Source organism: Streptomyces sp. NPDC048560 (genome assembly GCF_040650955.1).
Classification (GTDB): domain Bacteria; phylum Actinomycetota; class Actinomycetes; order Streptomycetales; family Streptomycetaceae; genus Streptomyces.
In genome coordinates this window covers 362,023-377,315 of sequence record NZ_JBEZIJ010000010.1, presented here as the reverse complement: position 1 = coordinate 377,315, position 15,293 = coordinate 362,023, and the positions used below count along the sequence as shown (strand labels likewise).

11 protein-coding genes are annotated in these 15,293 nt (G+C 70.8%); 8 read left to right on the top strand and 3 right to left on the bottom strand.

The features are described 5' to 3' along the window. Positions 1-124 precede the first annotated feature (124 nt). Both AB0C82_RS26970 and AB0C82_RS26965 read right to left on the bottom strand, forming a co-directional pair. Positions 125-1,477, bottom strand: a complete 1,353-nt coding sequence (locus tag AB0C82_RS26970) for an alpha-L-fucosidase (RefSeq protein ID WP_362846597.1) — start codon at positions 1,475-1,477, stop codon at positions 125-127. A gap of 181 nt (positions 1,478-1,658) precedes the next feature. Beyond that, positions 1,659-1,979 carry an L-rhamnose mutarotase gene (locus tag AB0C82_RS26965; protein ID WP_362846596.1) on the bottom strand — a complete coding sequence of 107 codons (321 nt, stop codon included), beginning with the start codon at positions 1,977-1,979 and terminating at the stop codon, positions 1,659-1,661. A 530-nt stretch (positions 1,980-2,509) separates the two neighbouring features. Here AB0C82_RS26965 and nhaC point away from each other — a divergent pair. The 3 genes from nhaC to AB0C82_RS26950 are packed head-to-tail and all read left to right on the top strand — an operon-like array spanning position 2,510 to position 6,820. Next, positions 2,510-4,015: a Na+/H+ antiporter NhaC gene (nhaC, locus tag AB0C82_RS26960; protein ID WP_362846594.1), complete on the top strand. Its 1,506-nt coding sequence runs from the start codon at positions 2,510-2,512 to the stop codon at positions 4,013-4,015. A gap of 39 nt (positions 4,016-4,054) precedes the next feature. Beyond that, complete coding sequence (locus tag AB0C82_RS26955) at positions 4,055-5,512, top strand: basic amino acid/polyamine antiporter (protein ID WP_362846592.1); 1,458 nt, start codon at positions 4,055-4,057, stop codon at positions 5,510-5,512. 42 nt (positions 5,513-5,554) lie between these two features. After that, positions 5,555-6,820, top strand: coding sequence for an arginine deiminase (locus AB0C82_RS26950; RefSeq protein WP_362846590.1), 1,266 nt, complete (start codon positions 5,555-5,557; stop codon positions 6,818-6,820). Between the two features lie 136 nt (positions 6,821-6,956). On the opposite strand, the gene AB0C82_RS26945 is transcribed toward AB0C82_RS26950, so the two are convergent. After that, positions 6,957-9,329 (bottom strand): SpoIIE family protein phosphatase, encoded by a 2,373-nt coding sequence (locus tag AB0C82_RS26945; RefSeq protein ID WP_362846588.1) that lies wholly within the window; start codon positions 9,327-9,329, stop codon positions 6,957-6,959. Between the two features lie 428 nt (positions 9,330-9,757). Between AB0C82_RS26945 and AB0C82_RS26940 the strand changes: the two genes are divergently transcribed. The 5 genes from AB0C82_RS26940 (at position 9,758) to AB0C82_RS26920 (ending at position 15,285) form a co-directional block, all read left to right on the top strand. Continuing rightward, positions 9,758-10,294, top strand: a complete 537-nt coding sequence (locus tag AB0C82_RS26940) for a DNA starvation/stationary phase protection protein (RefSeq protein ID WP_362846586.1) — start codon at positions 9,758-9,760, stop codon at positions 10,292-10,294. Between the two features lie 243 nt (positions 10,295-10,537). Continuing rightward, on the top strand, positions 10,538-11,743 hold the full coding sequence (locus tag AB0C82_RS26935; protein ID WP_362846584.1) for a polyprenyl synthetase family protein: 1,206 nt from the start codon (positions 10,538-10,540) through the stop codon (positions 11,741-11,743). Next, complete coding sequence (crtI, locus tag AB0C82_RS26930; RefSeq protein ID WP_362846582.1) at positions 11,740-13,302, top strand: phytoene desaturase family protein; 1,563 nt, start codon at positions 11,740-11,742, stop codon at positions 13,300-13,302. Before AB0C82_RS26935 ends, crtI begins: the two co-directional genes overlap by 4 nt. Then, a complete protein-coding gene (locus AB0C82_RS26925; protein ID WP_362846580.1) occupies positions 13,289-14,284 on the top strand; it encodes a phytoene/squalene synthase family protein in 996 nt (331 codons plus the stop codon). The genes crtI and AB0C82_RS26925 overlap by 14 nt, the downstream gene beginning before the upstream one ends. Then, the gene (locus tag AB0C82_RS26920) at positions 14,281-15,285 is read left to right on the top strand and encodes a DUF5914 domain-containing protein (protein WP_362846578.1); all 1,005 of its coding nucleotides are present in this window, start codon (positions 14,281-14,283) and stop codon (positions 15,283-15,285) included. The genes AB0C82_RS26925 and AB0C82_RS26920 overlap by 4 nt, the downstream gene beginning before the upstream one ends. Positions 15,286-15,293: the final 8 nt, after the last annotated feature.

The window sequence follows — 15,293 nt, the reverse complement described above, 5'->3', positions numbered from 1 at the left end:
TGCGGGCGTTCCAGTGGATCAACGTGCGGGTCCGGACGGCAGTTCCGGCCTCCCCCGCCGGTGGGCCGCCCGCCCGCGCGTCGCCCCGACCGCCAGTGCGCCGGGGTCGTCGCCCGGCGCGACCTCAGCCACCGGACGGGGTGTCCAGGAACAGCTCGATGACCGGCACGGGTGTGCCTGGGCGTTGCACGGGGAGCTGGAGTGTGAGCGTGCCCGCGGGCTGCCCGCCCATCTCGGTGTTGAGCGCGGGCTGCCCGGGGGCAATCTCGGTACGGCCGATCTCCGAGCCGTCGTCGAGGAGTTGGGCGTAGCGAACCCGGCCCGCGAGTCCCGGCAGGTGCAGATGGCGCAGCGGCCAGGAGAACAGGTGGACGTAGAGCCGGTCGCCGCGCTGCGTGTAGCGGCAGTCGGCGGGGGCGGTGTACGCGGACGGGCCGCAGCCGCGGACCGACCGCTCGTGGAGGTCCGTCCACCGGCCGAGCTCACCGAGGACCGCGACGGCGCGCGGATCGAGGTCGCCGCGGCCGGTGGGGCCCACGTTGAGCAGGAGGTTGCCGCCCTTGGACACTCCGTCGACGAGCATCCGGATGAGAAGGTCGGCGCTCTTGTGGTCGAGGTTGTCGCGGTCGTAGCCCCAGCTACCGTTCAGCGTCTGACACGCCTCCCAGATCACGGGCTGCCCGTCCTTCACCATCGGTCCGGGGGGCTGGTACTGCTCGGGGGTGACGAAGTCGCCGGGAAGACCGGTCCTGTCGTTGACGAGGACGTGCGGCTGGAGGTCGCGGATCATCTCCAGGAGCCGGGGCGAGTCCCAGTCGTCGGGGCCCTTGCCGCCCCACCAGTGGCGTCCCTCGTAGGAGAAGTCGAAGAACAGGTAGTCGACGGGCCCGAAGCCGGTGAGCAACTCGCGTACCTGCCCGTGCAGATACCGCTGGTAGTCGCGGATGTCGCGGTCGGCTCCGGCCGCCTTGAACTCCTCGTCGTCGCGTTGCGGATGCGTGCCGTCCACGGGGAAGGCGGGGTGGTGCCAGTCGATCAGCGAGTAGTAGAACCCGACCTTGAGCCCCTCCGCCCGGCACGCCCGGACGAACGGTTCGACGAGATCGCGGCCGTACGGGGTGTTGGTGACCTTGTAGTCGGTGAGCGCGCTGTCCCACAGGCAGAAGCCGTCGTGGTGCTTGGTGGTCAGCACGACGTACCGCATTCCGGCCGCCTTCGCCGTCCTCGCCCACTGGACCGGGTCGTAACGGTCGGGGTCGAAGTGATCGAAGTAGACCTGGTACTGCTCCTCGGTCAGTTGCTCGCGGTGCTTGACCCACTCGTGCCGGGCGGCGAGGGAGTACAGACCCCAGTGGACGAACATGCCGAACCGGTCGGTGGTGAACCACGTCGTGTCCGGACCGGTGTCCCGTGCCGGAGTGTCGACGGACGGGGATGCGGGCTGGGGCGTCGGCCGGGAGTCCGCTGTCGGGGTCACGGGGTGTCGCTCCTTCTGCTCGTGGAGTGGTGGGGCTTCCGGTGCGGGGCGGTCGGAGGGACGGCAGACAGCTTGCCGGGGCAGCCCCTCAGACCGCACGGGTGGGCCAGGCGCCCGGAAGGGATCGCCCCGGGGCGAGGCCGCGGAGGTGCACACGCGGCTGCCGGGCGTCGGCCCCGCGTCAGGCGAGGTGGAAGACCTCGGTGAGCGGGCGCATGGCGGCGTCCGGTGCCTGACCGTCCAGCTCCTCGAAGTAATGCCCCATCTCCCTCTGCCAGCGGGCGTTGACCTCCGTGGCTTCCATCGCGGCACGCGCCCGCTCGAAGTCCGGGGTCTCCAGATATCCGACGAGCAGGCCGTCCTCACGCAGGAAGAGGGAGTAGTTGTGCCAGCCCGTCCTGGAGAGCGCGGCCCTCATGTCGGCCCAGACGTGCTGGTGGCGCTCCCGGTACTCCTCGGCCATCTCGGCCCGGACCTTGAGAAGAAAGCAGACGCGTTGCACGGGTGTCACCTCCGGCACGGCCGGAGGTGACACCCCTCGCGAGGTGGCCCTCCGGTCCCGTGCGGCTCGATGGGTGGAGCAGGAGCCGGAGCGGACGTCGGATCGGACGTCGGATCAGAGGCCGGACGGTTGACGTCGGTTCGGGTCGAAGTCGTCGGCATACCGAACGGAGCCTCCGTCCCGCCACCCCGACCGTCGGGAGGAGTTCGAGGTTCGATCCCCTTCCTCTCCGATTCGGGGTGCGCCATGGACGGTCTCCTGTGCGGGCGCGGAGCGACCCACAAATGAAATGTTTCAACGAATTCCCGGGAATCTAGCCCTGGAGAATGAAGACGTCAAGAGACTGTCGGGTCGAACGCTTCCAACCTTAATCTGAAACGATCCAGATCTCAGGACATGGACAGCGACTCCCATCGGCCCACACACACCTTCACGAATAGGGGCATAGCCGCACGAAATGGATTAGGTTCTCGTTCACGGAGGATCGAGGTGACCGGCACCCCGACCGCCCTTCCGTGAACGGGGTCCTCGTGACGAAGGACGAGCAGGACAGCGCCGAGCGTCCTGTGCGCGAGCCTTCGCTCTCGGACGCCATCGTGCCGATGGTGGTGCTGGCGGTGCTGGTCGCGGGATCCCTCGCGCTGTTCGGCCTCGACGCCCTGGACGGGCCCATCCAGGTCGCGCTGATCCTGTGCGCCATGGTGGCCGCGCTGGTGGCGATGAAGAACGGCCACAGCTGGGAGTCGGTGCAGCGCGCAGGGCAGGGCGCGTTGTCCTCGATCACCAGCGCGGTGTTCATCCTGTTGGCGGTGGGGGCCCTCATCGGTGTCTGGAACCTGTCGGGAACGATTCCCACGCTGGTGTACTACGGGATCCAGGTCCTGTCCCCGAGCTGGTACTACGCCGCGACCGCGATGATCTGCGGCGCGATCGCGATGAGTATCGGCAGCTCCTGGACGACGGCCGGGACGATCGGCGTCGGCCTCGTCGGTGTCGCGGACATGCTGGGGGTCTCGGCGGCCATCACCGCCGGGGCCGTCATCTCGGGTGCGTACCTGGGGGACAAACTCTCCCCGTTGTCCGAGACGACGGTCCTCACCGCACAGATGGTGAAGGTCGATGTGTACGAGCACATCAAACGCCAGGCGTGGACCTCGGTTCCGGCCTTCCTGATCGCGTTCGTCGTCTTCCTCGTGATCGGCCTGGTCAAGAGTTCGGACGTGGTCAACCCGGTGGGTGAGGAGATCGAACTCTCGGCGCTCGGCGACATCTACACCATCACGCCGCTGAACCTCCTGCCGCTCGTCCTGCTGGCGTTGATGTCGGTCAGGAAGGTGCCCCCGTCCCTCGCCCTGATCTGCTCGGCGCTCTTCGCCGGCGTCCTAGGGGCGTTCCTCCAGCCGGATGTGATGCGGGCGTTCGTCTCCGGGACGGGGAACATCGTGGTGGAGTCGCTGAAGGGCGTCTGGCGGGCGATGGCCAACGGCTTCGATATCGACTCCGGCATTCCGCTGATCGACCAACTGCTGTCCAGGGGCGGCATGGACAGCATGCTCCTGACGCTGTGGCTCATCATCGGGGCGGTCACGTTCGGCGCCCTGCTGGAGGAGTTCGGACTCATCTCCCGGCTGGTGGATCCGCTGATCCGCTCGGCCACGGGCACGGGGCGGCTCTTCCTCACCGTGTTCACGTGCTCCTTCGGGCTCAACGTCGTCGCCGGCGACCAGTACATCGCCCTGGTCCTCCCCGCCCGCGTCTTCCGGCTGGAGTTCGAGAAGCGGCGCCTCGCGCCGACGAACCTCTCCCGGCTGACCGCCGACAGCGGCACCGTCACCTCGCCCCTCGTGCCCTGGAACTCCTGCGGGGCCTTCATGGGCGCCGTCCTGGGGGTGCCGACCCTGTCGTACGCGCCGTACGCGGTCTTCAACTACGCCAGCCCCTTCCTGAGCGTGCTCTACGGAATCACCGGCTTCAAGATCGAAAAACTGGACGAGACGAACAACGACGGCCGGGCCGGCTCCGTGCCCGGCGAATAGACCACCCACCACGACCCGAGCACGTCCCTGAGGCAGGTCATGACCAACGTCGGTACCGGGGCGCACGACGCCCACGTAGGACCCCCGTCCCCCAGCAAGCTGACCCTCCCGACGCTGACCGCGCTGGTCGTCGGATCCATGGTGGGCGCAGGGGTGTTCTCGCTGCCCCGCCGCTTCGCCCAGGAGACCGGGGTCGCCGGGGCGCTGATCGCCTGGACGGTCGCCGGCGTCGGCATGCTGATGCTCGCCCTCGTCTTCCAGGCGCTCGCCGTACGCAGGCCGGACCTCGACGCCGGTGTCTACGCGTACGCCAAGGCGGGCTTCGGCGAATACCTGGGCTTCTTCTCCGCCTTCGGCTACTGGGCGAGCGCCTGCGTCGGCAACGTCACCTACTGGGTGCTGATCATGTCGACGGTCGGCGCCATCGCCCCCGCGCTCGGAGAGGGGGACACCTTCCTCGCCACGGTGGTGTCGTCCGCCGGGCTGTGGGCCTTCTTCCTGCTGATCAAGCAGGGTGTGAAGGAGGCCGCGGCGATCAACAGGATCGTGACGGTGGCAAAGGTCGTGCCGATCCTGGTCTTCGTGCTGATCGCCCTCTTCTGCTTCGATCCAGGCGTCTTCGCGGACAACTTCGCCGGCGCCGACTACGCGGGATCCCTGTTCAACCAGGTGCGCGGCACCATGCTGGCCACGGTGTTCGTCTTCCTGGGAGTCGAGGGTGCCAGTGTCTACTCACGCCACGCCAAACGGCGGGAGGACGTGGGAAAGGCGACGCTTCTCGGCTTCCTCAGCGTCTTCGCCGTCTTCGCCTCGGTCACCATCGTGTCGTACGGCATCCTGCCGATGAGCGAGATCGCCGAACTCCGTCAGCCGTCCATGGCGGGCGTGCTGGAGGCCGCGGTCGGCACGTGGGGCAACGTCTTCGTCAGCGTCGGCCTGATCATCTCCGTCCTGGGCGCCTACCTCGCCTGGACCCTGATGGCCGCCGAGGTGCTGTTCGTCGCCGCCAAGGACAAGGACATGCCGCGCTTCCTCGGCCAGGCCAGTCGCGAGGACGTACCGGTCCCGGCCCTCCTGATGACCACGGCGCTCAGTCAGGTCGTCCTGATCGTCACGGCCTTCTCCGACGACGCGTTCAACTTCGCTCTCGACCTGACGAGTGCGCTGAGCCTGATCCCCTTCCTGCTCGCCGCCGCCTTCGCCGTGAAGATCGCCTCCGGACCGCAGGAGGAGGTGTCCGGTCGCAGCACACGGAGGGAACTCGTCGTCGCCGTCATCGCGACGCTCTACACGGCCTTCCTGCTGTACGCCGCCGGGCCCAAGTTCGTCCTCGTCTCCTTCATCATCTACGCCCCGGCCACCCTGCTCTTCGTCAAGGCCCGCCGTGAGCAGGGGAAACAGCTGTTCTCCCCTCGCGAGCTCGTCATTCTCGCCGTCTCCGTCCTCGGCGCCATCGGCGGCATCGTCGCTGTCGCGACGGGCTGGATCGACCTCTGAGCGCCGCCCCGTACCGCCGAACCCCACCCGGAAGGTGTCAGCATGGCCAGCAACACCACTGAAGCCGCCACAACCGCTCACGGCGTCCACTCGGAGGTCGGCAGGCTCCGCAAAGTCCTGGTCTGCGAGCCGGGCATGGCGCACCGCCGTCTCACCCCCACCAACTCCGACGATCTCCTCTTCGACGACGTCATGTGGGTGGAGAACGCGCAGCGCGACCATGCCGACTTCGTCAACAAACTGCGGCAGCGCGGCGTCGACGTCGTCGAACTGCACGAGCTGCTCGCGCAGACCATGACGGTGCCCGGGGCCAGGGACTGGCTCCTGGACCGGAAGATCACCGCCAACGAGGTCGGTGTCGGCCTCATCGAGGACACCCGGACCTTCCTGGAGACGCTCACTCCGCGACAACTGGCCGAGCACCTGATCGGCGGCCTCGCCACGGCCGATCTGCCGCAGGAGTTCCGCTCCGGTTACGTCGCCCTCGCCCGGGAGTCCACGGGCGTCCGCGAGTACCTCATGCCGCCGCTGCCGAACACCCTGTACACCAGGGACACCACCTGCTGGCTCTACGGCGGTGTGACCCTGAACCCGCTGTACTGGCCTGCCCGGCACGACGAGACGCTGCTGATGAAAGCCGTCTACCTCTTCCACCCCGACTTCACCGACTCCACCGTGTGGTGGGGCGATCCTGAGCAGGAGTGGGGCCAGGCCACCTTCGAGGGCGGCGACATCATGCCGGTCGGCAACGGCGTCGTCCTCATGGGCATGAGCGAGCGCACCTCGCGCCAGGCCATCACCCAGGTCGCCCGGTCCCTGTTCGCGAACAGGGCCGCCGAGCACGTCATCGTCGCGGGTATGCCGAAGCTGCGCTCCGCGATGCACCTCGACACCGTGTTCACCTTCGCCGACCGCGACATCGTCACGCTCTACCCGGCGATCATGGACGCCGTCCACACGTTCTCGCTGCGCCCGAGCGACAAGGCGCCCGGCATCGACATCACCGACGAGGGATCGGCGGCCTTCGTCGACGTGGTGGCCAGGGGGCTGGGTCTCCCGGAGCTCCAGGTCATCGAGACGGGCGGTGACGTGTACGCCTCCGAGCGCCAGCAGTGGGACAGCGGCAACAACGCCGTCGCTCTGGAACCGGGCGTGGTCTTCACCTACGACCGCAACACCCAGACCAACACCCTGCTGCGCAAGGCGGGTGTCGAGGTCATCACCATCGTCGGCGCGGAACTCGGCCGGGGCCGCGGTGGCGGGCACTGCATGACCTGCCCCCTGATCCGGGATGCCGTGGCCTTCTGACGGGGCCGCGCCGAGGTCGGCCCCGGCGGGACTTCCGGCGCCGGCCCTGTCACGGGGCCGCCGCCGAGAGGGGCCGGCGCCGAGAGGGGCCGGCGCCGAGAGGGGCCGGCGACCGCGCCGGCGAAGAGACTCCGCCTCATCCACCCGGCCCCGAGGCGATCGGCTGCTCGGTCCAGATCGTCTTTCCCCGCGCTCCGTAGCGGCAGCCCCACCGCGTGGTCAGCTGCGCGATCATGAAGAGGCCGCGTCCGCCCTCGTCCGTGATGAGGGCGCGCCGCAGCCGGGGCTGGGTGTTGCTGGGGTCGGAGACCTCGCACACCAGGACTCGGTCGCGGATCAGCCGCAGACTGACGGGCCCGCCCGCGTAGCGGATCGCGTTGGTGACGAGTTCGCTGACGATCAGTTCGGTGGTGAACAGCAGGTCGTCCAGCCCCCACGCCTCGAGTTGCGCGTTCACGTGCGCCCGCGCCTCGTGCACGGCGGCAGGATCGGCGGGGTACTCCCACGTCGCCATGGCGTCGTCGGCGATGGCACGGGTCCGGGCGAGGAGCAGGGTGATGTCGTCCTCCGGATGCTCCGTGCTCGGGTGCCGCCCGATCAGGCCGGTGCCGATGCGATCCAGTGACCGGTCGCCGGTGCACAGCTCGGCCAGGTTGGTCTCCAGCTCGGCCATGCCGGCTTCGGGATCGTGACCGTGCTGGACCAGCCCGTCCGAGTAGAGGGCGAGGATGCTTCCCGGCGGGAGCTCGACGCTGCACACCTCGAACGGGTTGTCGCCGACGCCAAGGAGGGGTCCGGGCACCACGGGTGCGAAGGCGACACCGCCGTCGGGCAGTACCACGGCGGGCGGGGGATGCCCCGCGGACGCCATCTGGCACGTCCGGCTGACGGGGTCGTACACCGCGAACAGGCAGGAGCCGCCGAGTGCTTCAGGATCGTCGGCCTCGACCCGCATCCGCTGCACCAGGTCGTCGAGGTGGGTCAGCAGTTCGTCCGGCGGCAGGTCGAGATCGGCGAGCGTCTGCACGGCGGTCCGCAGGCGGGCCATGGTGGCGGCGGCTTCCAGACCGTGGCCGACGACGTCGCCGACCACGAGCGCGATCCGCAGGGACGACATCGGGAAGGCGTCGTACCAGTCCCCTCCGACGCTGACGCTCCCGCCGGCCGGGAGGTAGACCCCCGCGGTCTCCGCCGCCGCGCTCTCTGTCGCGGCGGGCGGCAGCAGGCTCCGCTGCAGCACGACGGCGGTCTGGTGCTCCCGGGTGTAGCGGAAGGCGTTGTCCATGGCCAGGGCTGTACGGGCGCACAGGTCCCGCATCAGTTTGACGTCGGCGTCGTCGAACGGAGCGGCGTTGCGGACGCGGTACACGGAGGCCCAGCCGTAGAACCTCCCGGCTCGGTACAGCGGGCAGCCGAGCGAGTCGTGCATGCCCTCGGGCATGAACTTGGCGATCAGTCCGGAATCGTGGCCGAGGATCTCGCGGGCGCGCTCGGCGTCCGCGACCAGCACGTCACCGATGATCTTGGCGTCCGTCCCGGGGCGCTCGGGAACCGTGGGGACCCTCTCGCCGACCTGCACCAGTGCGGCCGGCCACGGGCCGTCCGCCGACTTCACAGCCGCCCGGCGCGGCGCGGAAGCCAGCTGCCCGATGTAGCCGTGAGGCGGTTCCCGCCCCTGCAGTACGTCGTCGGGGAAGTCCACATGGGCGAGGTCGCCGAGCGCCGGCACCAGGACCTCCGCGAGGTCCTGGGCTACCTTCACGACGTCGAGCGAGTCGCCGATCTCCAGCGCCTGGCGGTAGGCGTCCCTGAGCCGCGGACCTCGTGGCTCGTCGCCGAGGGTCGCCACCACCGCCACGCCGACGGGCTCCCCCAACGGGTCCTCGATGCGGAAGCAGCTCAGCAGCAGCGCCGCCTCCTCGCGGCCCGGCCCGATGCCGTACGCGACCCCGGTCGCGAAGGTGCCGGTCTCGGCGACGTGCTGGACGGTCGACCGTACGGTCGCCGCCCCCCGGGCGTCCGGCAGATCGAGGAACCAGTCGTCGTCGGCTCCCGTCGGCCGCTGGGCTTCGAAGGCCGCGTTGGCGTGCACGAGGCGCAGGTCCATGTCGAGCCGGGCCACACCGAAAGCGCCCTGCGCCAGAAGGGCCCTGGCGAGATCGCGCGCCTGGTCCCAGCTGCCCGGCCCGCCGGGCGGCAACGCCAGGGCCAGAACTCCGGTCTCCGTGTCCGCCTCCACGAGCCGGACGTCGGCGTCGATCACCCGGCCGGAGCGGTGCAGCAGCCGGAGCGTCCGGGAACGCCCTGTCCCTTCGCTGCGTGGCCGGGCCCCGGGAGCGGGAGCCCGCAGCAAACGCCGTGCCGGCGTGCCTGCCATGTCCTCACCCGACCAGCCCAGCAGTTCCGTCGCACCTCGCGACCACCAGACGACCCGGCCGTACTCGTCGAGCAGTGCGGCCACTACGGCGTCGAGGTCGGAGGGGCTCTGCGGAATGCGGTCGGATGCCACGTCGCTGCTCCCTCGCCGACGGGATGCGGACTGCCCGGCTGAGCGGGGTCCTCCCGTCAGCATGCTCCGTTCCTTGGGGCCGGGCACCTCGGAGACGTGGAGGAGGCCCCTCGGTCCGGCCATCAGCGGCGCGGAGTGCTGAAGCCGCCGACCGAGCCCGCCGAACCGGTCGAGGCCGGTGCGCGGCCCGGGCGCCACGCACGGATATGAGGGCGGCATATGACGACCTCCCCGGCGCGGCCACGGGCACCCGGGCCGGCCGCACGAGCCCGCCCCATGCGCCCGCCCCGGTGAACGGCCGCCCGTCCCGGCGCGGCCGGAAGGCGGGAACCTCACCCGGCTGGTTGTCTGAAAACCTCAACGGCCAACCTTCGAGGAGCACCACTGTGTCACCCCAGCGTCCACAGCTTTCCTACACCGTGCCGGGCATGACCACAGAGGTAAGCAGCGAGGTCATCTCCCTGCTGCAGATGCGACTGCACTCACTGAACGATCTCGCCCTGACCCTCAAACACATTCACTGGAACGTCGTCGGGCCGCACTTCATCGCCGTGCACGAGATGCTCGACCCGCAGGTCGATCAGGTGCGCTCCATGACGGACGACCTGGCCGAGCGCATCTCCACCCTGGGCGGCGTGCCGCAGGGGACACCGGGTGCCCTGGTCGCCGACCGTTCGTGGAACGACTACTCGATCGGCAGAGCCGAGGCGATCGAACACCTCGGCGCCCTCAACATCGTGTACACGGAGGTCATCAAGGACCACCGGTCCGCGATGCAGGAAACCGAGGAATCCGACCCGGTGACGCAGGACATGCTCATCGAGCAGCTGCGCGGGCTGGAGCTCTTCCAGTGGTTCGTCCGCGCGCACCTCGAGTCCAGCGGGGGACAGCTCAGCACCGCCGGAGCGTCGACCGAGAGCGGCGCCGCATCCCAGGCAGCCGACCAGGCACGCACCCAGCCCTGACCGCGCGCTGCGGAGCCTTGCCCCGCCCGACATGCGGGGACCGAAGCACGACAGCGCCGGCTCCGTCGTGCTTCGCCCACGGCTACGGCCAGTTGTCGGGGCACGCACCGAGCAGGCGGAGGGGCGCGGGCACCGGTGTCCGGCCCGGCAAGGCTCCGCACCGGACGGAATCAGGCGCATCCGCATCCCGGCCGCCGGCCGAATCACGTGTCATGCGAGGCATGCAGATCGAAGGGGCTCCCCATGCTTGATACGCGGACGGAGCGGGCCGGCACGGCCGGCCCTACCGGCGGCCGCGAAGCCCCGCGTACCGCTCGCGATGCCACCGCGGCCGTCAACGACGTTCTCGCGCGGCATCTCGACGTACGGCTGCGTGAGGCACACGACGTGGACGACGTGTTCGCGCGAGAAGTCGCGCGCCGGGTCGCCGCGTTCGTCCAGCGAGGCGGTAAGCGATTCCGGACCGCGTTCCTGTGGTGCGGATGGCGGGCCGTCGGCGGCGAGGGCGATCCCGCGACCCTGCTGCGGATCGGGGCGGCCCTTGAGCTTCTTCAGGGGTGCGCGCTCATGCACGACGACGTCATGGACGGCTCGCCGACGCGCCGGGGGGCGCCCGCGGTGCACGCGGACTTCGCCCGTATGCACCGCGCGGGGAAGATGATCGGTGCACCTGAGGCGTATTCGACCGCTGCCGCCGTGCTCGCCGGCGACCTGGCCCTGGCGTGGGCCGACGACCTGCTCACCGACACCGCGCTCGGCTCCCGGCACGGGCGACTGCTCCATGACGAGTGGCAGGCGATGCGCTGCGAGATGGTGGCCGGGCAGTACCTGGACATGCGTGCTCAGGCGGCCGGATCCTCCGCAGTGGACGACGCCGTGCGGATCGCCACCTTGAAGAGCGCCCTGTACACAGTGGAGCGGCCACTCGCCATGGGCGCTTCACTGGCCGGTGCCGACGCCCGCACGGTGGAGGCACTGCGCTCCGCGGGCCGGTGTGCGGGTCTGGCCTTCCAGCTCAGGGACGATCTGCTGGGCACCTTCGGTGACCCGGCGGTGACGGGCAAGCCCGCGGACGAGGACCTGCGCGGGCGGAAGCTCACCTACCTCCTCGCGGTCGCCGTGGGGCTCGCCTCCGCGTCGGACGACACCGAGGCGGTCGTCGCGCTGCGGCCGGACGGTGTCGCACGTTCCGACTCCGAGGTCGCCCGGATGCGTGCCGCCGTGGAACGCACGGGCGCGCGGGCGGTGGTGGAGGCCGAGATCGCCGATCTCTGTGCCCTGAGCCTGCGCCACTTCGAGGCCTCCGGGGCGGATCCGTACGCCTGCCACGAATTCGCCTCGCTGGTGGAGAAGGCCGCGGTCGACGTACCGGACCGGAACACCCCGCCGAACAGCGGGACCACGTCGGACAGGACCACCGCGCCGGCCGACACCGAGGAGACCGCGTGAAGAGCGTGTCCGGGTCCACGGACCATGTGGTGGTCGTCGGCGCCGGTCTGTCCGGTCTGGCCGCCACCTTGCACCTGCTCGGTTCGGGCCGTCAGGTGACCGTCGTCGAGCGGGGCGCCGTACCGGGCGGCCGTGCCGGCCGGCTCGAACTCGGCGGATACCAGGTGGACACCGGCCCGACCGTCCTGACCATGCCGCATCTGGCCGACGAGGCCTTCGCCGCGGTCGGCGACAGCCTGTACCGCCGGGTGGAGCTCGTCGAGCTGCACCCGGCCTACCGGGCCCGTTTCGCCGACGGCACCCACGCGGACGTCCACACGGACGCGGATGCCATGGAGGAGGAGGTACGCCGCTTCGCCGGCCCTGCCGAGGCCGCGGGGTACCGCAGGCTCCGCGTCTGGCTGCAGCAGCTGTACCGGGCCCAGATGCGCCGGTTCATCGACACGAACTTCGACTCCCCCTTCCAGCTCCTGCACCCGGACCTCGCCCGGCTGGCCGCCCTGGGCGGCTTCGGCCGGCTGGATCCACAGATCCGCCGGTTCATCTCCGACGAACGGCTGCGCAGGGTGTTCTCCTTCCAGGCGCTGTACGCGGGGGTGGCACCGGCCCGGGCGCTGGCCGCCTACGCCGTCATCGCCTTCATGGACACGGTGGCGGGCGTCTACTACCCCCGCGGCGGGATGCACGCGCTGCCGCGGGCCATGGCGGACGCTGCCGGTGACGCCGGGGCCCGGTTCCGCTGGTCGAGCGAGGTGACCGAACTGGAGCGCTCCGCCGGTCGCGCGCGGGCCGTGCACCTGGCGTCCGGGGAGCGGATCGCCTGCGACGCGGTGATCCTGACACCTGATCTGCCCGTGGTGCACCGCCTCCTGGGTCGTGCTCCGCGCCGTCCCGTCCCACTGCGCCACTCGCCGTCCGCGGTGATCCTCCACGCGGGCACGGACCGCACGTGGCCCGAGCTCGCCCACCACACGATCTCCTTCGGCGCCGCGTGGGAGCGCACCTTCGACGAACTGACACGCACCGGGCAGCTGATGAGTGACCCGTCGCTGCTGATCACCAGGCCGACCACACACGACCCGGGCCTCGCGCCGGAGGGTAAACACCTGCACTACGTCCTGGCTCCGTGCCCGAACACCACGACCGGACCGTCGGCCGCCGCGTGGCACGACCTCGGGCCTCGCTACCGCGACAGCCTCGTCGCCGAGCTGGAGCGCCGCGGGCTGGACGGATTCGGCGACTCCATCGACCGTGAAACGCTCGTGACACCCGTGGACTGGACGGCCCAGGGACACGCGGCGGGCACCCCCTTCTCGGTGTCCCACACCTTCGCCCAGACCGGCCCGTTCCGGCCGCGCAACCTCGTGCGGGGCTGGGACAACGTCGTCCTGGCCGGATGCGGGACGACGCCCGGGGTGGGCGTGCCCACGGTCCTCATCAGCGGGAGGCTCGCCGCGGCCCGCGTCACGGGACCGCCCCGGCAGGTGCGGGTGAAGCCGGCCGGCGCCGGGCGGACCGTCGTAGCGGCTTCGAAGGGCAACGCCCATGACCCGTCGTGAACTCGATGCCGCCGGCATCACCGATCCCGGTCTGCGCGCGGCTTACGCGGACTGCCGACGGCTCAACGCCCGCCACGGCAAGACCTACTTCCTCGCCACCCGGCTGCTGCCCGTCGAACGCCGCTGCGCGGTCCACGCCCTCTACGGGTTCGCCCGCTGGGCGGACGACATCGTCGACGACCTCGACCGGCGCGAGACACCGGAGGAACGCGACCGGCTGCTGCGGCGGCTGGAGAGCGACCTCGCGCACGGGCTGCACACGGGCGACTGCGCGGAGCCCGTGGTGCGGGCCGTGGCCGACACGGCGGGTCGGTACGGCATCGAAACGCGGCTGTTCGCCGACTTCATGGCCTCCATGCGCAGCGATCTGAGCGCCACCGACTATCCGACGTACGGGGACCTGCGGTCGTACATGCACGGTTCGGCCGCCGTGATCGGACTGCAGATGCTGCCGGTGCTCGGGACGGTCGCCCCCCGTGAGGAGGCGGCACCGCACGCGGCTGCCCTCGGCGTCGCGTTCCAGCTCACCAACTTCCTGCGTGACGTGGGCGAGGACCTGGACCGGGGGCGCGTCTACCTTCCGGCGGATCTGCTCGCCGCGCACGGCGTGGACCGCCCGATGCTGGAGTGGAGCCGCCGCACGGGTCTGTCGGATCCGCGCATCCGCGCCGCCTTCGAGGCCGTCGACGCGATGACCCGGGCGGTGTACGAGGAGGCGGAGCCGGGCATCGACATGCTGGACCCCCGGGTGCGGCCCTGCATCCGCACGGCCCGCACGCTGTACGGCGGCATCCTGGACGCGATCGCCGCCGACGGGTACCCCGTGCTGCACCGCCGCTGCGTGGTTCCGCGCCGCCGCAGGGCGGGCACGGCGGCCGCCGGACTCGTACGCATCCTGGGTGCCCGGATCCGTACCCCGGCACCTGCCTCGGTCGTCTCCGTGCGCGGGCCGGTGACCCAAGGGGAGGAATACAGCCGATGAAGGACCTGTCAGGCGGCGGACGGTGGAGGCCACCGCTACGGGTGCGCCGGGGGCCCGGTTGGTTCGAACAGGCCCCGACCTGGCGGGAGGCGCAGCCGTCCGTGATCTCGGCGGCCCTGAAACGGGCGTCGGCGAGGCCCTCGGGGAACTGGTTCGTCGTCGGCTCCTCCCGGGCCATCACCGGAGACCGTGCGTACGGCAGAACCGTGAGCGGCGTGGAGGTCGTGCTGTGGCGTACGCCGACGGGCGCCGTACGGGCCGGGCCCGGCGCGTGTCCGCACCTCGGGGCTCCGCTGGGTGAGGGCAGGGTGGTGTGCGGGACGCTCCTGTGCCGCTGGCACGGACTGGCCCTCGACGGCGGCCCGTTCGCCGGATGGGAGCCGTACCCCGCGCACGACGACGGGGTGCTGGTATGGGTACGGCTCGACGAGGCGGGGGGCGAGGAGCCACTGGACCGGCCGGTGCTCCCCACCCGCCCGTCGTCCGCCGACGCGGTGGATTCGGTCTTCACCACGGTGGGCCGGTGCGAGCCGCAGGACGTGATCGCCAACCGGCTGGACCCGTGGCACGGATCCTGGTTCCACCCGTACTCGTTCGTCGACCTGCGGGTGGTGGGCACCCCCACCGGCGACCTCGACGACGCGTTCGCCGTCGACGTCTCCTTCCGGGTCGCCGGACGTCTCGTGGTGCCCGTGCGGGCGGTGTTCACGGCGCCCGAACCCCGGACGGTCGTCATGCACATCGCTGAGGGGGAAGGGGCCACCTCCGTGGTGGAGACCCATGCGACGCCCCTGACCCCGCAGGGAAGCGACAGCCCGCGGACCGCCGTGGTCGAGGCGGTGCTCGCCGCGTCGGGCCGGCGCGGCTTCGCGCTGGCACAGGCCGCCGCCCCGGCCCTGAGGCCGCTCATGCGCCGGGTCGCCGGGCGGCTGTGGCGCGACGACCTGGCCTACGCGGAGCGCCGCTGGTCGCTGCGCAGTGCGGGGCGCTTCCCCGGCTGACCCTGCCG